Raw genomic sequence first — 20134 nt, 5'->3', positions numbered from 1 at the left:
TGCCCGCGCGGCGGCGGCAATCCGCAAATCTCCGCCGTCCGGCATCCCCCTTGCGCCGCTTCCGGTTCCGTGGTCGATGCGGCCCATGCAGGTAAACACTCTGATTCTCGGCGCCGGCGCGGCTGGCATGATGTGCGCCCGCCATGCCGGCGGCAGCGCCTTGGTGATCGACCACGCCAAGGCGCCGGGCGAGAAGATCCGCATCTCCGGCGGCGGCCGCTGCAACTTCACCAACATGTATGCCGAGGCGAAGAACTACCTCTCCGCCAACCCGCATTTCTGCAAGTCGGCGCTGGCGCGCTACACCCAGTGGGATTTCATCGAACTGGTGGACCGCCACGGCATCGCCTGGCACGAAAAGACCCTGGGCCAGCTGTTCTGCGACGGCTCCGCCAAGCAGATCATCGCCATGCTGGTGGAGGAGATGCGGGCGGCCGGCGCGGACCTGTGGCTGCAAACCTCCGTCGAAAGCGTTGAGCAGACTGCCGGCGGCTACCGTGTCCAGCTGCTGCGCGAGGGCAAGGCGCAGAGTGTCGCCTGCCGCAACCTGGTGCTGGCCACCGGCGGCAAGTCGATCCCCAAGATGGGCGCGACGGGCCTCGCCTATGACCTCGCCCGCCAGTTCGGGCTTGAAGTCACCGAGACCCGCGCAGGCCTGGTGCCCTTCACCTTCCCCGACGGCCGCTTCCAGCCGCTGGCCGGGGTTTCGGTTCCCGCACGGCTCTCAAACGCCCGCACCTCCTTTGACGAGGCGCTGCTGTTCACCCACCGCGGCCTCTCGGGACCCTCGGTTTTGCAGCTCTCCTCCTACTGGCGCGAGGGCGAGGAGATCTCGGTGAACCTGATCCCGGACATACCGCTCTACAATCTCCTGCGCGAGCAGCGCCAGGCCGAGGGCCGCCGCGACCTGACCACTGAACTCAGCCGCCACCTGCCGGGCAAGCTGGTGGATTTCCTTGCCCCGCAACTCGGCCTCAAGGGCCGCCTGGCGGACCAGTCCGACGCCGCGCTGCAAGGCTTAAGCGAAGCGCTGCAGAACTGGCATCTGCTGCCCGCCGGCACCGAGGGCTACCGCACCGCCGAAGTCACCCTGGGCGGCATCTGCACCGACGGCCTCTCCTCCAAGACGATGGAGGCCAAAGCGGCCCCCGGTCTCTATGCCATCGGCGAGGCGGTGGATGTCACCGGCTGGCTCGGCGGCTACAATTTCCAATGGGCCTGGTCCTCCGGCTTTGCCGCCGGCACCGCCATCGCCGCCAAGGGCTGAGCCTCAAGGTTTTCCGCTTCGGAGCCGCCTTCGCTTGGGCACAGGCGGCCGGAGATGACGGGCGGGCTCAAGGGAAATCGCGGAGGCTCCGCCGCAGGCGGATACCGCTGTTTCGCTTGGGCGCGCGCGGCAGCTCTGGCAGGCAAAGACCATGCAAAGGCGGATCAGAGGCGGATGTTCCGCTTGGGTGAGCCTGAAGCCGCCCCGCCCTCTCCTGCCAGACATTACCCGGCCAGTTCGGCCACCTCTGCCAGCAGCCAGCTGCGGAAGGCTGCTATAGCCGGCGCATCCCGGCGCGCTTCCGGGCAGACCAGCCAGACTGAAATATCATCTTCCGTCACCAGTTCGAACGGCTGCACCAGCGCACCGCTGGCAATCAGGCCGCGGGCATAGGCCGGTGTCATCAGGCAGGCGCCATGGCCGGCCAGCGCCGCCTGCACTTCCAGCATCTGGGTGCCCAGGCTGTGCTGCTCCGCCTGCTTCGGCGGCACAACGCCGGCGGCGCGGAACCACAGTGCCCAGGCCGGGTCGCCGGCATCGACCAGCGGCACCCGCAGCAGGTCCGCCGGTTCTTTGATGGGGCCATAGGCTTCCATCAGCGCCGGTGTCAGCAGCGGCGTGTAGCTGCCGCGGATCAAGAGGTCGGCCGCCAGCCCCGGCCACTTGCCGCGGCCGGCCCGGATGGCCACGCTGGCCTCCCCCGCCAGCAGGTCCGCCACCCGCGGATTGACATCGACCCGGGTGGTGATGCCGGGATGCGCCACCTGGAACAGCCCCAGCCGGGGACCCAGAATGAAGGCGGCAAAGCTGGTGATGGTGCTGATCACCAGCTCCTCGCCGCCGCTGCCGCGCAAGTCCGCCCAGCCCTGGCGCAGCAGGTCCAGCGCCTCGCCGGCATACCGCTGCAGCGCCTTGCCCGCCGCGGTCGGGGCTACCCCGCGCGGCAGCCTTTTGAACAGCGGCCGGCCCGCCCGGTCCTCCAGCAGCTTGATCTGATAGCTGACCGCCGCCTGCGTCATCGCCAGCTCCTCAGCCGCGCGGCTGAAACTGCCCAGCCGGGCTGCTGCCTCAAAGACGCGCACCGCCGGCAGCGGCGGCAGGGGGTTTACAGAGCGATCCATCAACACAGCTTATACCAGGGCCGCTGAGATTCAATTGGTCATTGACGCGGCAAGCGGCCACATCTTGTTCAGACAGAACAAGGATCAAGCCCATGGCTGAAATGCTTTCACAGATGAACATCTGGCACGTTATCAGCAGTTTTTTTGCCTCGCAGCGGCACAAGGACGCCCCGGCCGGCCAGGCCGCCGGGCAGCAGCTGGCCCGCAGGCGGCTGAGCCACCTGCCAGAGCACCTGCTGCGCGACATCGGTCTTTGACCCGAGCCTAGGTTTCCAGCCGCGCCTTCACCTCGGCCACGAAGTCATCGCCGCGCTGCTCGAAGTTGTCGTACTGATCAAAGCTCGCGGCGGCCGGCGCCAGCAGCACCGTGTCGCCGTCCTCAGCCTCCGCCATGGCGCGCTCCACGGCGGCTGCCATGGTGGTGCAGACCTCGGCCTCCACATCCAGCTGCAGCGCAAACCCTGCCGCCTCGCGGCCGATCACATAGGCCTTGCGCACATTGGCAGTCTGCCCCTGCAGGGCGTCCAGCCCGCCGTCCTTTTCCAGCCCGCCGCAGATCCAGCGGATGTTTTTGAACGCGCTCAGCGCCTTCACCGCGCTGTCCAGGTTGGTGGCCTTGCTGTCATTCACATAGCGCACGCCATCTGCCTCTGCGATGGTCTGGCTGCGGTGCGGCAGGCCGGGGAAGCTGGCCATCGCCTCGCCAATCAGCCGCGGTGCCAGCCCCAGGGTGCGCGCCGCCGCATAGGCCGCGCAGGCGTTCTGGTGGTTATGCGCGCCCGGCAGGCCCATCATCTCCCGCAGGTCGATGGAGGCCGCCTGCCGCCCCTTGCGGTACTCGCTCAAAAAACCTTTGCGCGCAAAGACCTGCCAGCCTGGCCCGGTCAGCTTGCGCGCGGCGGAAATCCGGATCACCCGGTCGTCGCCCGCGCCCTCCGACAGCTGGCCTGCCAGAAACAGCCCCTCGTCCTCGTCAATGCCAATGACGGCGCGGTCCGGCCCGCCCTCGGCAAACAGGCGGCGCTTGGCGGCGAAATAGCCGCCCATGCCGCCGTGCCGGTCCAGGTGATCGGGCGACAGGTTGGTGAACACCGCCACATCCGGCGTCAGCGCGCGCGCCAGTTCGGTCTGGTAGCTCGACAGCTCCAGCACCACCACGCCGCCCTCGCCCGGCGGGTCGATATCCAGCACGCCGCGGCCGATATTGCCCGCCAGCTGGCTCTCGCGGCCGGCTTCCTGCAGGATGTGATGCAGCAGCGCCACCGTGGTCGATTTGCCGTTGGACCCGGTGACCGCCACCACCCGCGGCGGCTGGTCATACATCTGCCACTCGGCATCGGCAAAGGAGCGGAAGAACAGCCCGATGTCATTGTCCACCGGCACCCCGGCCTCGATCGCGGCGCGGATCACCGGGTTGGGCTTGGGATAAAGATGCGGAATGCCGGGCGAGGTGATCAGCGCTGCCACATCGTCAAAAGCGCCGGCTTTGTGCAGATCGCGGCAGGTGAAGCCTTCCGCCTCCGCCGCCTCGCGCGCTGCCGGGTTGTCGTCCCAGCACAAGGGCTCCGCATCGCCTGCGCGCAGGGCCCGCGCCGTCGCCAGGCCAGAGCGCCCCAGCCCCAGCACCGCCACCTTGGCGCCCTCATATCCTTTGACCGGGATCATCACCTGCCCTCCCATAGACCTGTTGCCAGAACCGCTAACCGATCCGCTCAGGCTTTGCCAGAGCCGTCAGATTGACAAGCGCCGGCCCATGCCGGAGATTCCGGGCAAATCAAGAAGGAAGGATCCCCCGTGGCCGCGGAATTGCAGGTTTTGCTCAACCGGATCAGTGCTGAAATGCAGAGCCGCACCGACCGCGGCGCCGTCGCCGGCTATATTCCGGAGCTGGGCCAGGTCGACCCGGACCAGTTCGCCATCGCGGTGGCCACGGCGGATGGCAGCCTGTTCCACGCGGGCGACGCGCTGACCCGGTTCTCCGCGCAAAGCATCACAAAGGTGTTCACCCTGGCCATCGCGCTTGGCCGCGCGGGCGATCAGCTGTGGAGCCGTGTCGGGCGCGAGCCCTCGGGCACAGCGTTCAATTCCATCGTCCAGCTGGAGCATGAGCGCGGCCGCCCCCGCAACCCCTTCGTCAACGCAGGCGCCATCGTCACCACGGATGAGCTGCTGGCCGGCCGCGCGCCCAAGGAGGCGCTGGCGGAAATCCTCGCCTTCATCCGCGCCGCGGCAGAGGACGAGGACATCCACATCAACAAGGCGGTGGCCAGCTCGGAGACCCGTCACGGGCACCGCAACTTTGCCCATGCGAATTTCCTGGCGTCCTTCGGCAACCTCAAGAACCCGCCGGAGAAAACGCTGGGCACCTATTTCCACCAGTGCGCCACCGAACTGACCACGGTGCAGCTGGCCAAGGCGGGCCGGTTCCTGGTCGGCGGCGGCGCCAAACCGGCGCTGGTGTCGCAGGACCGGGTGCGGCGGCTGAATGCGCTGATGCTGACCTGCGGCCATTACGACGGTTCGGGCGAGTTCGCCTACCGCGTCGGCCTGCCCGCCAAAAGCGGGGTTGGCGGCGGCATTCTGGCCATCGTGCCGGGCAAGGCCAGCATTGCGGTCTGGTCGCCGGGGCTGGACCACAATGGAAACTCCAAGCTGGGCACCGAGGCGATGGAGCTGCTGGCGCGCGAGATGGATTGGTCGGTGTTCTGAAAACCGGCTTGCCTGCATGGCTGTTGCGTACCCGCCGTACGCTGCCCTCACCACATCTTCACCCGGCCGGGTTAGTCTCCAAGCGTTGCAACGAGAAGACCAGGAGACCGGCCCCCTCAGACCACCTCCTCATTGGGTGCAGGGCGGGTCCGCACAGGCCGATAGACGGACATGGCCGCTGACAACGGCCATCCGATGCTCCGCCCCTCCGGCGGCGCCGCCTTCTTCTAAAGACAAACCGCCCGAAGCAGCAGCCCCGGGCGGTTCCATAAACCAGAGTTGACGGAAACCGCCCCGCCAAAGACATTGCGCGGCAGCCAAACGGTGTGGTTTAACGCACCTTCAGCGTCGCCAGGCCGATCATCGCCAGGATCAGCGAGATGATCCAGAAGCGGATCACGATCTGCGGCTCGGCCCAGCCCTTTTTCTCGTAGTGGTGATGGATCGGCGCCATCAGGAACACCCGCCGCCCGGTGCGCTTAAAGTACAGGACCTGAATGATCACCGACAGCGCCTCAACCACGAACAGGCCGCCGACGATGGCCAGCACCAGCTCGTGCTTGGTGGCAATGGCGATGGCACCCAGCGCGCCGCCCAGGGCGAGCGAGCCGGTGTCGCCCATGAACACCGCAGCGGGCGGCGCGTTGTACCACAGGAACCCAAGGCCCGCGCCGAACAGCGCCGCGCAGAAGATCAGGATCTCGCCGGTGCCGGGCACGTAATGCACGTCCAGATATTCGGTGAAGTCGACGCGGCCCACCGCATAGGCGATGACGCCCAGGGTGCCGGCCGCAATCATCACCGGCATGATCGCAAGGCCATCCAGCCCGTCGGTCAGGTTCACCGCATTGGCAGCCCCCACCACCACGCAGATCGAGAACGGAACATAGAAGATCCCGAGATTGATCAGCGTGTCCTTGAACACCGGCAGCGCCAGCTGGTTCTGCAGCGGCACCGGGTGATAGGCCGCAGCCCACAGCGCCGCAGTGACCGCGATCATGATCCCCAGTGCCAGCCGCAGCTTGCCCGGCACGCCCGCGGTGGTCTGCTTGGAGACCTTGGCGTAATCATCGGCAAAGCCGATCAGGCCATAGGCCAGCGTCACGAACAGCACCAGCCAGACAAAGGGATTGTCCCAGCGCGCCCACATCAGCGTCGCGGTCAGCAGCGCGCCCACCACCAGGAGGCCGCCCATGGTCGGGGTGCCCGCCTTGGAGAAATGCCCCTCCGGCCCGTCATCGCGGATCGGCTGGCCCTTGCCCTGCTTGCGGCGCAGCACGTTGATCAGCGGCTTGCCGAACAGGAAGCCGAAGATCAGCGCGGTCATGAAGGCGCCGCCTGCGCGGAAGGTGATATAGCGGAAGAGGTTGAAAAAATCCCCTCCGTCCGACAAAGCGGTCAGCCAATAGAGCATCTGGGCCCTTCCCTCGTGTTTTACGCGTTTTCTTTTGTGGGGCCGGAGTGGCCCATTTCGCGGATGCCGTCAACAATCCTGGCCAGCGCCATGCTGAGAGAGCCCTTGGCCAGCACGATGTCGCCGCCTTCGATTTTCTCTGCCAGGCCCGGCACCGCCTCAGCGCTGGTCTGATACCAGCCGCCGCGTTTCTCCTCCGGCAAAGCGTTATGCAGCGCCTGCATCAGCGGACCGATGCAGTGGATCTTGTCGATGCCCTCAACCGCGGCCAGACCGGCCAGCCCAGCGTGAAGCTCCACCTCCTGCGGGCCAAGCTCCTTCATGTCACCGACATAGGCGATCCTGCGCCCCTGCCCCGGCGTGGCCGCCAGCACCGCCAGCGCCGCCGCCATCGAGGTCGGATTGGCGTTGTAGCTGTCGTCCAGCAGGGTAATGGCGCCGCTCACCAGCCGGACCGTTTCGCGCACGCCGCGGCCCTTGACCGGCGACCACAGGGCAAGGCTTTCCACGGCTTTAGCCGGATCAGCCCCCAAGGCTTCGACACAGGCCAGCGCGCCCAGCGCATTCATCGCGAAATGGGCGCCAAGCGATTGAATATGCAGCTCAACCTCGCGGCCATTGGCGGTGGCACGGGCGACGGTCTCCTCGCCCTCGATCCCGGCAGAGTGCAGGGTGTAGTCTGCGGCGCTTTCGCCAAACCAGCGGGCGGTTGCCCCCAGACCAGCGGCCACGCCGCGCAGCACATGGGCCTCCGCGATATCGGCGTTCAGCACTGCCACGCCGCCGGACTCCAGCCCTTCCATGATCGCGGCTTTTTCGCGGGCGATGCCCTCGACGTTTTCAAACGCCTCCAGATGCACCGCGGCCACCGTCGTCACCATCGCCACATGCGGGCGCGCCTGTTTTGCCAGCGGTGCAATTTCTCCGGGGTGGTTCATGCCGATCTCGATCACTGCAAATTCGGTGTCACGCGGCATCCGCGCCAGCGTCAGCGGCACGCCCCAATGGTTGTTGTAGCTGGCAACGGCGGCATGGGTGCGGCCCTGATCCGACAGCATCCGCGCCAGCATTTCCTTGGTCGAGGTCTTGCCGACCGAGCCGGTGACGGCAACAACCTTGGCGTTCGTCCGGGCGCGCGATGCCCGGCCCAAGGCCTCCAGCCCCGCCTGCACGTCCTCGACGATCAAAAGCGGCGCATCCTCAGGCAGCCCTTCCGGAATGCGGGAGACCAGCGCCGCGCCTGCGCCCTTCTCCAGCGCCTGCGCCACGAAGTCATGGCCGTCGCGCGCGGCCTTCAGCGCCACGAACAGATCGCCGGGTTCGATGGTGCGGGTGTCGATCGACAGGCCGGAGACAGCCCAGTCCCCCTGCGCCCGCCCGCCGGTGGCGGCGGCGGCCTCATGTGCGGTCCAGAGCGTCATGCGATCCTCCCGTCCAGCGCGGCCACGGCAATGCTGGCCTGCTCCACATCGTCAAACGGCAGCACCGTGTCGCCCACGGTCTGGCCGGTCTCATGGCCCTTGCCGCAGACGATCAGCGCATCGCCCGCCTGCAGCATGTCAGCGCCGCGCAGGATCGCCTCAGCCCGGTCGCCGATCTCGATACAGTCCGGCGCGCCGCCCTTCACCGCGGCGCGGATGATGGCCGGATCCTCGCTGCGGGGGTTGTCGTCGGTGACGATCACCACATCGGCGTTCTCGTGCGCCGCCTGCCCCATCAGCGGCCGCTTGGTGGTGTCGCGGTCGCCGCCGGCGCCGACGATGGCAATCAGCCGGCCCAGCACATGCGGGCGCAATGCCTTGATGGCGCTGGCAACCGCATCCGGTGTATGGGCGTAATCGACAAACACGGCAGAGCCATTGTCGCGCGACGCCGCCAGCTGCATCCGGCCGCGCACGGTGGTCAGATGCGGCAGGGTTTCAAACACCCGCTCCGGGTCCTCGCCGCCGGCAATCACCAGCCCGCAGGCCAAGAGCACGTTTTCCGCCTGGAAGCCGCCAATGAGGTTCAAGCGCACCTGATAGGGCTTGTCATGCCAGGAGAAGCGCACGTCCTGCCCGGTGCCGTCATAGCGCATCCCCATCAGGTTCAGATCGCCCAGGCCGCGGCCCACAGAAATCACCTCCTGCCCGCGGGCGGCGGCGACCGCGCGCATCTCGGCGCCGCGGGGGTCGTTCATGTTGATGACGGCGACGCCCTCCTCCGGCAGCACCCGGCGGAACAGGCCCGCCTTGGCGGTGAAATAGGCGTCGAATGTCTCATGATAGTCCAGATGGTCCTGGGTGAAGTTGGTGAAGCCGGCGGCAGCCAGCTGCACCCCGTCCAGGCGCCGCTGGTCGAGCCCGTGCGAGGACGCCTCCATCGCCGCATGTGTCACACCCGCCGCGGCGGCCTCAGCCAGGGCGCGGTGCAGGGTGATCGGCTCCGGCGTGGTATGGGCCAGCGGGTAGCTCCAGGCGCCCTCGATGCCGGTGGTGCCCATGTTGACGGCCTCATGGCCCAGCTCGGTCCAGATTTGGCGCACGAAAGTGGCGACCGAGGTCTTGCCGTTGGTGCCGGTCACGGCCACCACGGTCTGCGGCTGGCCGCCGAACCACAGGGCGGCGGCGTAGGCCAGCGTCTGGCGCGGGTCCTCGACCACCACCAGCGCGGCATGGCTTTCGTCCAGCACCTTGGCGGCGATGCCCGCGCCCGCAGCGTCGGTCAGGATCGCAGCGGCGCCTTTTTCCAGCGCGGCGGGGATGAACTTGGCGCCATGCACCTGGCTGCCCGGCAGCGCTGCAAAAAGGAACCCCTCGCGCACCTCGCGGCTGTCCACCGCCAGGCCGCGGATCTGCGGGTCGGCGCCGCCGCGGGCGGTCAGCCCCAATTGGCTCAGGGGCTGGTCTGGTCTGCTGCTGCTCATGGCGGCCCTCTACCCTTGGTTAGTTCGAGGTGAGGGTTATACCAGTCACCTCTGCGGGTTCAACTTGCGGACGCAGGCCCAGGAGCGGCGCGACGCGGCCGATCATCTCCGCCGCCACCGGGGTGGCAGTCCAGCCTGCGGTGCGGCGCTCCTCGCCGTGGGCAATGATGGATGGTTCGTCCAGCGTCACGATCAGCACGTATTTCGGGTCATGTGCCGGGAAAATAGAGGCAAAAGTGGCAATCACCTTATCCTCGTAATAGCCGCCGCGGGGTTTGGGCTTGTCCGCGGTGCCGGTCTTGCCGCCGACCTGGTAGCCCTCGACCTCGGCAAAAGACGCGGTGCCTTCGCTCACCACCTTGCGCAACATCTTGCGCGCGGCGGCGGCGGTTGCGGTGCTCATCACCCGTTCGCCCAGCTGCGGCGCGGCCTGTTTCAGAATCGTCGGCGCCACGTAGCGGCCGCCGTTGGCAATCGCTGCATAGCCCGCCGCCAGATGCATCGGCGTGGTGGAAATGCCGTGGCCGTAGGAAATGGTCATCGCCGACAGCTCCGACCAGTTGCCGGGCAAAAGCGGCTTGCCGCCCTTGGCCTCGGAAATTTCAAACGGGGTCGGCTCCAGCATGCCAAGATCGCTGAGGAAGCTTTTCTGCCGCTCCACCCCGATCTGCTGCGCCAGCCGCGCGGTGCCGATGTTGGAGGATTTGACTATGATCTTGGTCACCGACATCTCGTTGCCGTAGTTGCGGAAATCGCGGATCGCGAAGCGGCCCCAGCGCAGCGGCCCGCGGGTGTCGATCACGGTGTCGGCGCCGACCAGTCCCAGTTCCATCGCCTGGGCGGCGGTGAAAATCTTGAAGGTGGAGCCGAGCTCATAGACCCCCTGCACCGAGCGGTTGAACAGCGGGCTGTCGGAGGGATCAAAGCCGGAGGTCGGCGGCCGCGGCCGGTCGTTGGGGTCAAAATCCGGGAAGGACACCACCGAGATCACCTCGCCGGTGTGGGCATCCATCAGGATCGAGGTGGCGCCCTTGGCGTTCATCAGCTTCATGCCGCCATAAAGCACCTGCTCTGCCGCCGCCTGCACGGTGAGGTCGAGGGACAGCTGCAGCGGTTTGCCTGCATTGGCCGGATCGCGCAGGTAATCGTCGAACTGGCGTTCGACACCGGCGACGCCGATCACCTCGGCGGCGTTCACGCCTTCCTTGCCGAATCCGGCGCCGCCCAGGACATGGGCGGCGAGGCGGCCATTGGGGTACAGGCGCATCTCGCGCGGGCCGAACATCAGGCCGGGATCGCCGATGTCATGCACCGCCTGGAGCTGCTCCGGGCTGATTTTCTTCTTTACCCACAGAAACTTGCGCTTTCCTGTGAAATCCTTGATCAGCCGCTCGCGGTCGAGATCGGGGAAGATCTCCACCAGCTTTTCCGCGGCGCCGACAGGATCAATCATCTGCGGCGGCTGGGCGTAGAGGGAATGGGTTTCGAAATTGGTGGCCAGCAGGCTGCCGTTGCGGTCGACGATATCGGCGCGCTGCGCGGCGATGGCGGCGCCGGGGACGCTGGCAATGGGTTCTGCCGGTTCCGATACCGCGGTCATGCCCATGCGGGCGATGATCGCCCCGAAGGCGCAGACAAAGAACAACCCCAGCACCAAGAGCCGCCCCTCGGCACGCTGGCGGGCCTGCACCTGCATCTCCTGATGGCGCAGGCTGATGTTTTCCTTTTCGATCACGTCCGGGTTCTCGCCAGAGGCACGGGCGTGCAGGATGCGGGCCAGCGGGCGGAGCGGCGTGCGGATCATGGCTGGCTCCCTGCGTTCAGGCCGGAGACTTCGATCTCGTTTTCGATCTCCAGCTCCGGCGGCGCCGGGTAGGAGACCTCATCCACGCGGCCGAACTGATCCGGGCGCAGCGGCAAGAGGCCGAGGCGGTCGAAGTTGATGTCGGCCAGATCGCGCAGCCGCTGCGGGCGGTTGAGGTAGGCCCATTCGGCGCGCAGCACGCTGAGGCGCACCTGGGCGGCGCCGATCTCGCGCTGCAGCGCGCGGGTATCCTTCAGCACCTGCTGGGTGGCGTAGTTTTCGCGGTAGGCCCAGAAGGCGAGGCCGAAGACGGCCAGGCAGGTTGCGGCATACAGCAAAGTCTTCATTTGCGCGCCTCTTTCAGCTGCGGCATTCCAAGCTCCTTGGCCGAGATCGGCCCGGGTGCGGCATCGGTGCGGCGCCCGACCCGCAGGCGGGCGGACCGGGAGCGCGGGTTTTCGGCCAGCTCCTGCTCGTCCGGCCCCACCGCCTTGCGGGTGACCAGCTCGAACTGGGCGGGGGTTTCCTGTTGCTCCGGCGCATAGCGGTTGGCGCGGCCGGTCTTGCCCGCGCGGTGCTGGAAGAAGCGTTTGACCATGCGATCCTCGACCGAGTGGAAGGTGACAACCGCCAGGAGGCCGCCGGGCTTCAGCGCGCGCTCGGCGGCCAGAAGGCCCTCGAACAGCTCGTCATATTCGGCGTTCACTGCGATGCGCAGGCCCTGGAAGCTGCGGGTCGCGGGATGCGACTGGCCGGGCTTGGGGCGCGGCAGGCAGCTCTCGATGATGCCCGCAAGGCGCAGGGTGGTGGTGATCGGCTCGATTGTGCGTTCTTTTACAATGGCTTTGGCGATGCGGCGGCTGGCGCGCTCCTCGCCGTAGTGGAACAGAATGTCGGCGATCTGCGCCTCGGTCAGTTCCGCAATCAGGTCGGCAGCAGAGGGGCCGGACTGGGACATCCGCATATCCAGCGGGCCGTCCTTCATAAAGGAGAAGCCGCGTTCGGCAAGATCCAGCTGCATCGAGGAGACGCCAAGGTCCAGCACCACGCCGTCGAGGTCCTGGGCGTATTCATCCATGCGGGAAAAGACGCCGGGCTGCAGGATCAGGCGGTCGCCGTACTCCCCCGCCCAGGTTTTGGCGAGTTCAAAGGCCAGCGGGTCGCGGTCCACGCCGATGACCTGCTCGGCGCCGGCTTCCAGCAGGCCGCGGGTGTAGCCGCCCGCGCCGAAAGTGCCGTCAAGCCAGCGGCCCGTGACCGGCGCCACGGCCTGCAGCAGCGGGCGCAGAAGGACGGGAATGTGGGGACCATTGGCAGCTGTTTGGTCCTGGGTCATGTCTCAAGCGCCCCCGGCGCCATCTAGGAATTCCATCGGATCGAAGTCCTCGGGCAGGTCCTCCATCCATTTTTCGGCCTGGGCCAGTTCCTCTGCCTCGTAGGTTTCCGGCTTCCATATCTGGAAGGTGTCGCCTGCGGCGATGAAAAAGGCCTCTGCCTCAAGGTCGATTTTCTGGCGCAGCTTGGCCGGCAGCACCAGGCGGCCGGTCTCATCCACGTTGGTCGGGAACGACTGGCCGTGGAACATGCGCTGCAGCATCTTGCGCTGCATCGAGCCGCGCGGGAGCTGGTCGATCTTGGCGTCGACCTCCTCGATCGCCTCTATAGTATAGCATTCCAGGAAATTGCGGCGCTGGTCGCCGTAGACGATCACCAGTTCCGGGTTCTGGCCGGGCTGCCAGTTCGGGTCGGCGGCCTCCAGCACACGGCGAAAAGAGGCCGGGATTGACACCCGCCCCTTGCTGTCCACCTTGTGGTGGCTTTCGCCTCTGAACCTGCGGCCCAAGTTACCGTTCCCTTTTCGCGCGTCCCTCGCGTTGATCCGTCCCCCAGAATGAAAAGGGGCGGGTTGATCTGCTGCCACTGATCAACCCGCCGCCTTGGCCCGCTTTGCGGGATGTCCGACTGCACGCGCCACCTGGGGGGATGTCTGCTCGCCCGCGCGCCGGATCTCTTGTTTGATGAAAGCGAAGGCCTGTATGAAACCTGCTTGTTTTGATTTTGGTTTTGGGGTCGTTTGGCGCCCCGTCCCTCGTCTCATCTGATGAATTAGGGATACTATGGGAATTGATGGCCCTGCAACTGTTTTTTGCGGGAAACCGCCGAAGCCTTGACAATGATTCCACGGATTTGACTGGGATTCGCGGTGGATTTAGAGCCAATTTCGGAACTTGTTGTGAGTGAATCCAGCGCAAACACTAGATATAGAGATGAGTTGCAGCCGCAATTTTTTTCCCATAGTTTCCCGCGATTCCGCTGCAGCGGCTCCGGAATTCCAAAGGGTTCCCCTTACGTTCTCAGCTTTCGACCTGCGGCAGTACCGGAATTGCCCCGCGGAAGCGTTTCAGCACCAAGTGATTCGCAACCGCAAGAGGGCAATGACGGGAAAAGGGCCATGATTTCCCATGCCGCCCATGAATTCCCGCCGGTCCCGTGAATTCCCAGCCGTCCCATGCATTCCCGGCCGTCCCGCAAAATCCCGCGGGATGCGGCAGGTGCCATGCAGTCCCATTTCTGGCAGGCAATCCCACCGGCGCCCAAATTGCAGCGCGGGACAGGGCCGAAGGCCGCCGCGCACTGCCGCCGCACCCCAAAGCGGCAGCATCCCGTTGCCCCCAGTCAGGCAAAAGGCCCGCCAGAGCGGCGGGCCTTTCAGGACACTTTTAGTAGCGGGGCGGCTGCGCGTCTCAGGCCATGCCTCCGCCGATCAGCCCTTCGGCGATCCGGGCATAGGCCCGGGCCATCGCCCCCTCCCCCGCAGCAACCGGCGTGCCGCTGTCGCCGGCCAGCCGGGTTTCCAAGTCAATCGGCAGCGCGCCCAGCAGCGGCAGGCCCAGCGCCTCCGCCTCAGCCGCAACGCCGCCGTGGCCGAAGATGTGATGCTCGCCGCCGCAGTCCGGGCAGGTGAAGAAGGACATGTTCTCGATCAGCCCCAGCACCGGGGTCTTCAGCGTCTTGAACATGTCCATGGCCTTGCGCGCATCGAGCAGCGCCACGTCCTGCGGGGTGGAGACCACGATGGCGCCCGAAAGCTCCGCCTTGGTGCAGAGCGTCAGCTGCACGTCGCCGGTGCCGGGCGGCAGGTCGACGATCAGCACGTCCAGCTCGCCCCAGTTCACCTGCCCCAGCATCTGCTGGAGCGCGCCCATCAGCATCGGGCCGCGCCAGACCACCGCCTTGCCCTCTTCCAGCATGAAGCCGATCGACATCAGGGTGACGCCGTGGGCGTGCAGCGGCTCGATGGTCTTGCCGTCGGGGCTGGCCGGCCGTCCGGTGGCGCCCATCATCCGGGGCTGGGAGGGGCCGTAGATGTCGGCATCCAAAAGGCCCACCTTGCGGCCTTGTTTGGCCAGCGCCACGGCGAGGTTCGACGACACGGTGGATTTGCCCACCCCGCCCTTGCCGGAGGCAACCGCCAGGATGCGCTTGACGCCCGCCGGTTTCAGCGGCCCGGCCTGCGGTTTCGGGTGGCCGCCAACCTTGAGGCTGGGGGCGGGCTGCTGGGGGGCGTGGGCGGTCAGCGCGGCGGAGACGGTTTCGACTCCCTCCAGCGACAGCACCGCCGCCTCGGCGGCCTTGCGCAAGGGCTCCATCAGCTTGGCGATCTCGGGGCTCGGCGCCTCGATCACGAAGCTCACCTTGCTGCCCTCGATGCGCAGCGCCCGCAGCATGTCGCGCGAGACCAGGGTGCCGCCGTCCGGCAGGGCCAGCCGTTCCAATACTGCGTGAATCTGCTGTTGCGTGACACCCATGGCTGCTCTCCTGCGTCAAATCCGGCCCATATATATGTGTGCGCCGCCGCGCTTGGAACCCGGCCAGCGCGTTTGCCGCAGCAAAAGGCCCGGGCCTGTCAAGCTGCCGCCCCGCCAGCCATGCGCAGGCCGCAGCGCAGTGCCCGGAAATTATACAGCCGCATAACGAACCGCTGAAAATCTTGTCCAATTACAAAGGCCTACCTAGCGTCACCCATGCACATGCCGCATAGCAGCATTGACGAGGCACGGGATTGTGCATCTGCGGCATATCCTTAAATTGTCATTCAAGAAACGCCACAGCGGCACACGACGAGACGATAGACGAAGGAACAGAACGATGGCAGCAGCACAACAGATCTCCGCGGTGAGCGTCGCATCCCCGGTTGGCTTCCTGGATGCCCTGCTGGTCAAGTTCGTCCGCTACCGCCTGTACCGCAAGACCGTCAACGAGCTGTCGGCGCTGTCCGGCCGCGACCTGGCAGACCTGGGCCTGAACCGGTCCGAAATCAAGCGCGTCGCCTATCAGGCGGCTTACGAGAACAACTGATAGAGATCAGGTCCTTCCTCCTCCTCCCTTGAGGGACCTGTCTTTGGCGGTGGCATCCTCCTCCTCCCTGATGCCACCGCACCCTATACCGGCCTCAAAAGCCGGGTTTGGATCACCGGGAACTCCTCCTCCCTAACTCCCGGTGTTTGACAGAACGGCGGTGCCCCTCCTCCTCCCTGGGCGCCGCCGTTTCTTGATTCCGGGGGCGGGTATTGCCGCGCCCGGACCGGGAGGCTGACGTTTTTACGCTATCCAAAGCGCGCGCCGCGGGGTCTAGTGCCAGCAATGGCAACAGGCATTTGCGGGACCGCGTCATGAAGTTCATCCACATCACCGATATTCACCTGATGGCGCCCGGCGTGCCGCTGAACGGCGGCGATCCGGCGGCGAATCTGCAGCGGGTGCTGGCGGATATTGCCGAATGGCACCAGGACGCCGCGTTCTGCGTGATCTCCGGCGATCTGGCCGACGAGGGCGATCCCGCGGCCTATAGCTGGCTGCAGGAGCAGCTGGCGGCGCTCCCGCTGCCGGCCTTCCTGATGCTGGGGAATCATGACGTGCGGGAGAATTTCCTGAGCGTCTTTGCCGATCATCCGCGCGACGGCGGCGGGTTCGTGCAGCACAGCCACGCAGCCGGCGGCGCCAGGTTCCTGTTCCTCGACACCCTCACCGGCGGGCCGGACGTGCATGACGGGGAGCTGTGCGGGGACCGGCTGGCCTGGCTGGAGGCGGAGCTGGAGGCCGCGGGAGAGGCGCCGGTGTTCCTGTTCCTGCACCACCCGCCATTTGATATCGGGCTGCCTTATGTCGACGACATCAAGCTGCGCGATCCGGAAGGCTTTCACGCAGCACTGCAGAAAGGGCGGAACATCCGCCACATCTTCTTCGGCCATGTGCACCGGATGACCTATGTGAACTGGCGCGGCTACAGCTTCACGTCATTGCCCAGCACCAACCACCAGATCCCGCTGGTGCCTGAGCGGGCCGGCAGCGAATACAGCGTCGAGCCCTTGGCCTATGGCGTGGTGCAGGTGAGCGGCGATCAGGTGACGGTGCATTTCGACGCCTATCTGGACCGGCCGGGCCAGGGGGCTGCCTCCTAAGTGGAACTGCTGTGGATCCTGCTGGTGCTGCTGTCGGCGGTCACCCACCCGCTGCGGGACCTGACGCTGAAGGGCGTGGCGCATCCGGTGTCCTGCTATACCGGGGTGTGCCTGTCGTGGGTGGTGTTTGCAGGCCTGCACATGGCGCTGGCCGGGCAGACCCCTGCCCTGCCCGCCGGGATCTGGCCGCTGGTTCTGGTCTCGGCGCTGGGGCTGACGGTTTACTACTACGGCACCCTGTCGGCGCTGCGGCGGGGAAACCTGTCGGCCTATTACCCGATCGTGCGCTCCTCGCCCCTGGCGATTGCCGCCTTCAGCTGGCTGGTGCTGGACCGCAGCTATACCGGGGCGGCGCTGCTGGGGATGGGGCTGATCATCTGGGCCGGGCTGATGATCCAGAAGGGCAAGGGGCGCTTGCTGGATGATCCGCGCGCCTTTGCCATGGCGGCGGCGGCGATGCTGGGGTCGGCTGCCTATTCGATTTCCGATGCGGCGGCGATGCAGGGCACCACCAGCGCGCCGTTCCTGTTCTGGACCTATATCCTGGTGACGGCGGCCATGGGGGCCTTGCGCGCCTGGGAGGACCGGGGGCAGTCGGCGCCCCTGCTGGGCGTGGTGCGGGGCTGGGCGCAGAACCCCTGGCGCATCCTGTTTGCCGGGCTGTCGTCCTACCTGTCGTACCTCTTGATCCTGAGGGTGTTTCAGCTGGGCGCCGAGGCGGCGGCGGTAAGCGCGGTGCGGCAGGTGTCGATCCCGGTGTCGGTGATCCTGGCGGCGCTGGTGCTGAAGGAGCCGCGCGGCCTTAGCCGCCTCGGCTGGGCGGTGCTGATTGCCATCGGCATTGCGATGATTGCGCTGCGGTGATCGCGGCGGGGCAGTCCCCGCCGCCGGTCAGAACGGCACGTCGTCTGTGGCGGTGACGAATTTGGCCACCACCTTCTTGGGGCCCGCCTTCTCGAAATCAATTTCCAGCTTGTCGCCCTCGATGCCGGTGATGGCGCCATAGCCGAACTTCTGGTGGAACACCCGCTCCCCCAGGGTAAAGCTGGAGGTGGCGGTGAGATCGATCACCTGATGCTTGCTCTCCTTGGGCTGGGACATGCCGTACTGGCCCGCGCGGGCCTGCATCCGTTTCCAGCCGGGAGAGTTGTAGCCGTCGGCCTGCGCCACCTTTTCTTCGATGGTGGACCGCACCTGCCCCGCGCCCGGTGCTGCGGCGCCATAGCCGCCGCCGTATAGGCCCGGCGGGGTCAGCACCTCGACGTGCTCTTCGGGCAGCTCGTCAATGAAGCGCGAGGGCAGCTGCGACTGCCACTGGCCGAACACCCGGCGGTTGCCGGCAAAGGAGATGGTGCAGATTTCCTCTGCCCTTGTGATGCCGACATAGGCCAGGCGGCGTTCCTCTTCGAGCCCCTTGAGGCCGCTTTCGTCCATCGAGCGCTGCGAGGGGAACAGCCCGTCCTCCCAGCCCGGCAGAAAAACGGCGGGGAACTCCAAGCCCTTGGCGGCGTGCAGGGTCATGATCGAGACCTTCTCGTCCGCGTCCTGCTTGTCGTTGTCCATCACCAGGCTGACGTGTTCGAGGAAGCCCTGCAGGTTCTCGAAGCTTTCCAGCGCCTTCACCAGTTCCTTGAGGTTTTCCAGACGGCCGGGCGAGTCCGGGTTCTTGTCGTTCTGCCACATGGCGGTGTAGCCCGACTCATCCAGGATGATCTCGGCCAGCTCCATATGGGTGATGTCCGCGTCGCCGGCCATCCGGCCCCAGCGGGCAATGCCCTCGACCAGTTCACGCAGGGCGCCGCCGCCCTTGCCCTTGATCTGGCCGCTCTCGACCGCCAGCCGGGCGCCCTCGACCAGAGAGACGCCGTTCTCGCGCGCGATGGTCTGAATGGTCTGCTGCGCCTTGTCGCCAAGGCCGCGCTTGGGGGTGTTGACGATGCGTTCGAACGCCAGGTCGTCGTCGGGGGAGACCACGACGCGGAAATAAGCCATGGCATCGCGGATCTCCATCCGCTCATAGAACCGCGGGCCGCCGATCACCCGGTACGGCAGGCCGATGGTCAGGAAGCGGTCCTCGAACGCGCGCATCTGGTGGGAGGCGCGGACCAGGATGGCCATGCTGTTGAGGCCGATGGGCGACTGTCCACGGGTGCCGCGCTGCATCGATTCAATCTCTTCGCCGATCCAGCGGGCCTCTTCCTCGCCGTCCCAATGGCCGATCAGGCGGACCTTCTCGCCGTCGCCGGCATCGGTCCACAGCTCCTTGCCCAGACGGCCGGCATTGCCGCGGATCACGTTGGACGCGGCGGCAAGGATATGGCCGGTGGAGCGGTAGTTCTGCTCCAGCCGCACCACCATGGCGCCGGGAAAGTCCTTCTCGAACCGCAGGATATTGCCAACCTCGGCGCCGCGCCAGCCGTAGATCGACTGGTCGTCGTCGCCAACGCAGCAGACGTTCTTGTGCGCGCCGGCCAGCAGCCGCAGCCAGAGGTACTGGGCAACGTTGGTATCCTGGTATTCGTCCACCATGATGTAGCGGAACCAGCGCTGGTACTGCTCCAGCACGTCCGGGTGGTTCTGGAAGATCGTCACCATGTGCAGGAGCAGGTCGCCGAAATCGACCGCGTTCAACTCGATCAGTCGACGCTGGTACTGAGCGTAAAGCTCCACGCCCCGATGATTGTAGGCGCTGGCGTCTGCAACCGGCACCTTCTCAGGTGTCAGAGCGCGGTTTTTCCAATCGTCGATGATGTTTGCCAGCATCCGCGCAGGCCAGCGCTTGTCGTCGATGCCTGCCGCCTGGATCAGCTGTTTCAAGAGCCGGATCTGATCATCGGTATCCAGAATGGTGAAGTTGGATTTCAGATGAACGCCATGCCCAACGGCATTTCCCCTGACAGGTTCCGGCTGCGGCGGCATTGGCACAGGACCATGATCATAAGCATCCAAGCCACTCGCATTTGTTTCTGAACCACCCGACGCTGGGTGGGAAACCGCCTTCTCCGAAAGGCAAATAAGTTCCGCATGGCGGCGCAAGAGCTTGACGCAGATCGAGTGGAAGGTGCCGAGCCAGGGCATCCCCTCGACCGCCTGGCCGAGCATGCCGCCGACCCGTTCTTTCATCTCACGCGCGGCCTTGTTGGTGAAAGTCACCGACAGGATCTCGTTCGGGCGCGCGCGGCCCGTGCTGAGGAGATGCACGATGCGGGTGGTCAGCGCCTTGGTCTTGCCGGTGCCGGCGCCGGCCAGCATCAGGACCGGTCCGTCCAGGCATTCCACCGCCTCCCGCTGGGCCGGGTTCAGCGTGTCCAGATAGGGCATCGGCCGCGCCGCCATGGCGCGGGACGACAGCGATGCGCCCTCAAAGGCGTCCATTTCGTCAAAACTGCTCATGGCCGTGATCCTAGCGTGATTCAGGTCCGGCGGAAAGAGGACGTTCACAGTCTGTTCGC

The 20134-nt window shown here is 66.3% G+C and carries 17 protein-coding genes; 6 read left to right on the top strand and 11 right to left on the bottom strand.

From position 1 onward, the window contains the following. Window positions 1-85: 85 nt before the first annotated feature. Window positions 86-1267 carry an NAD(P)/FAD-dependent oxidoreductase gene (locus LHL23_RS09715; protein WP_226429703.1) on the top strand — a complete coding sequence of 394 codons (1182 nt, stop codon included), beginning with the start codon at window positions 86-88 and terminating at the stop codon, window positions 1265-1267. A 224-nt stretch (window positions 1268-1491) separates the two neighbouring features. Here the strand turns inward: LHL23_RS09715 and LHL23_RS09710 are convergent, their stop codons facing one another. Next, a complete protein-coding gene (locus LHL23_RS09710; RefSeq protein ID WP_226429702.1) occupies window positions 1492-2388 on the bottom strand; it encodes a LysR substrate-binding domain-containing protein in 897 nt (298 codons plus the stop codon). Between the two features lie 92 nt (window positions 2389-2480). Here LHL23_RS09710 and LHL23_RS09705 point away from each other — a divergent pair, with 92 nt between their 5' ends. Then, entirely contained in the window at window positions 2481-2645 is a 165-nt protein-coding gene (locus LHL23_RS09705) for a hypothetical protein (protein WP_222481077.1), read from the top strand. A 7-nt stretch (window positions 2646-2652) separates the two neighbouring features. Here LHL23_RS09705 and murD read toward each other — a convergent pair whose 3' ends face one another. Next, complete coding sequence (murD, locus tag LHL23_RS09700; RefSeq protein WP_226429701.1) at window positions 2653-4053, bottom strand: UDP-N-acetylmuramoyl-L-alanine--D-glutamate ligase; 1401 nt, start codon at window positions 4051-4053, stop codon at window positions 2653-2655. 129 nt (window positions 4054-4182) lie between these two features. Between murD and LHL23_RS09695 the strand changes: the two genes are divergently transcribed. Continuing rightward, window positions 4183-5097, top strand: coding sequence for a glutaminase (locus tag LHL23_RS09695; protein WP_226429700.1), 915 nt, complete (start codon window positions 4183-4185; stop codon window positions 5095-5097). A 331-nt stretch (window positions 5098-5428) separates the two neighbouring features. On the opposite strand, the gene mraY is transcribed toward LHL23_RS09695, so the two are convergent. From mraY to LHL23_RS09655, 8 genes are all read right to left on the bottom strand, one after another. Then, on the bottom strand, window positions 5429-6511 hold the full coding sequence (mraY, locus tag LHL23_RS09690; protein WP_226429699.1) for a phospho-N-acetylmuramoyl-pentapeptide-transferase: 1083 nt from the start codon (window positions 6509-6511) through the stop codon (window positions 5429-5431). A 20-nt stretch (window positions 6512-6531) separates the two neighbouring features. After that, window positions 6532-7932 carry a UDP-N-acetylmuramoyl-tripeptide--D-alanyl-D-alanine ligase gene (locus LHL23_RS09685; protein WP_226429698.1) on the bottom strand — a complete coding sequence of 467 codons (1401 nt, stop codon included), beginning with the start codon at window positions 7930-7932 and terminating at the stop codon, window positions 6532-6534. Further along, window positions 7929-9416 (bottom strand): UDP-N-acetylmuramoyl-L-alanyl-D-glutamate--2,6-diaminopimelate ligase, encoded by a 1488-nt coding sequence (locus LHL23_RS09680; protein WP_226429697.1) that lies wholly within the window; start codon window positions 9414-9416, stop codon window positions 7929-7931. The genes LHL23_RS09685 and LHL23_RS09680 overlap by 4 nt, the downstream gene beginning before the upstream one ends. A 19-nt stretch (window positions 9417-9435) precedes the next feature. Further along, window positions 9436-11220 carry a peptidoglycan D,D-transpeptidase FtsI family protein gene (locus tag LHL23_RS09675; protein ID WP_226429696.1) on the bottom strand — a complete coding sequence of 595 codons (1785 nt, stop codon included), beginning with the start codon at window positions 11218-11220 and terminating at the stop codon, window positions 9436-9438. Continuing rightward, on the bottom strand, window positions 11217-11567 hold the full coding sequence (gene ftsL / locus LHL23_RS09670; protein WP_226429695.1) for a cell division protein FtsL: 351 nt from the start codon (window positions 11565-11567) through the stop codon (window positions 11217-11219). The genes LHL23_RS09675 and ftsL overlap by 4 nt, the downstream gene beginning before the upstream one ends. After that, the gene (gene rsmH, locus LHL23_RS09665; protein ID WP_226429694.1) at window positions 11564-12556 is read right to left on the bottom strand and encodes a 16S rRNA (cytosine(1402)-N(4))-methyltransferase RsmH; all 993 of its coding nucleotides are present in this window, start codon (window positions 12554-12556) and stop codon (window positions 11564-11566) included. Before rsmH ends, ftsL begins: the two co-directional genes overlap by 4 nt. A 3-nt stretch (window positions 12557-12559) precedes the next feature. Next, window positions 12560-13063, bottom strand: a complete 504-nt coding sequence (gene mraZ / locus LHL23_RS09660) for a division/cell wall cluster transcriptional repressor MraZ (protein ID WP_222509711.1) — start codon at window positions 13061-13063, stop codon at window positions 12560-12562. Between the two features lie 901 nt (window positions 13064-13964). After that, window positions 13965-15029, bottom strand: a complete 1065-nt coding sequence (locus tag LHL23_RS09655; protein ID WP_222481057.1) for an Mrp/NBP35 family ATP-binding protein — start codon at window positions 15027-15029, stop codon at window positions 13965-13967. Between the two features lie 340 nt (window positions 15030-15369). Between LHL23_RS09655 and LHL23_RS09650 the strand changes: the two genes are divergently transcribed. The 3 genes from LHL23_RS09650 (at window position 15370) to LHL23_RS09640 (ending at window position 17546) form a co-directional block, all read left to right on the top strand. Further along, window positions 15370-15579: a DUF1127 domain-containing protein gene (locus tag LHL23_RS09650; RefSeq protein ID WP_222481055.1), complete on the top strand. Its 210-nt coding sequence runs from the start codon at window positions 15370-15372 to the stop codon at window positions 15577-15579. Between the two features lie 314 nt (window positions 15580-15893). Then, window positions 15894-16682, top strand: coding sequence for a phosphodiesterase (locus LHL23_RS09645; RefSeq protein ID WP_226429693.1), 789 nt, complete (start codon window positions 15894-15896; stop codon window positions 16680-16682). Next, on the top strand, window positions 16683-17546 hold the full coding sequence (locus LHL23_RS09640) for an EamA family transporter (protein ID WP_226429692.1): 864 nt from the start codon (window positions 16683-16685) through the stop codon (window positions 17544-17546). A 27-nt stretch (window positions 17547-17573) separates the two neighbouring features. Here LHL23_RS09640 and LHL23_RS09635 read toward each other — a convergent pair whose 3' ends face one another. Next, the gene (locus tag LHL23_RS09635; RefSeq protein WP_226429691.1) at window positions 17574-20075 is read right to left on the bottom strand and encodes an ATP-dependent helicase; all 2502 of its coding nucleotides are present in this window, start codon (window positions 20073-20075) and stop codon (window positions 17574-17576) included. Between the last annotated feature and the right edge of the window lie 59 nt (window positions 20076-20134).

The organism is Leisingera sp. McT4-56, assembly GCF_020514995.1.
Classification (GTDB): domain Bacteria; phylum Pseudomonadota; class Alphaproteobacteria; order Rhodobacterales; family Rhodobacteraceae; genus Leisingera; species Leisingera aquaemixtae_A.
Note: the sequence above shows the minus strand (reverse complement) of the source record. Positions and strands in the feature narration are given on the sequence as shown.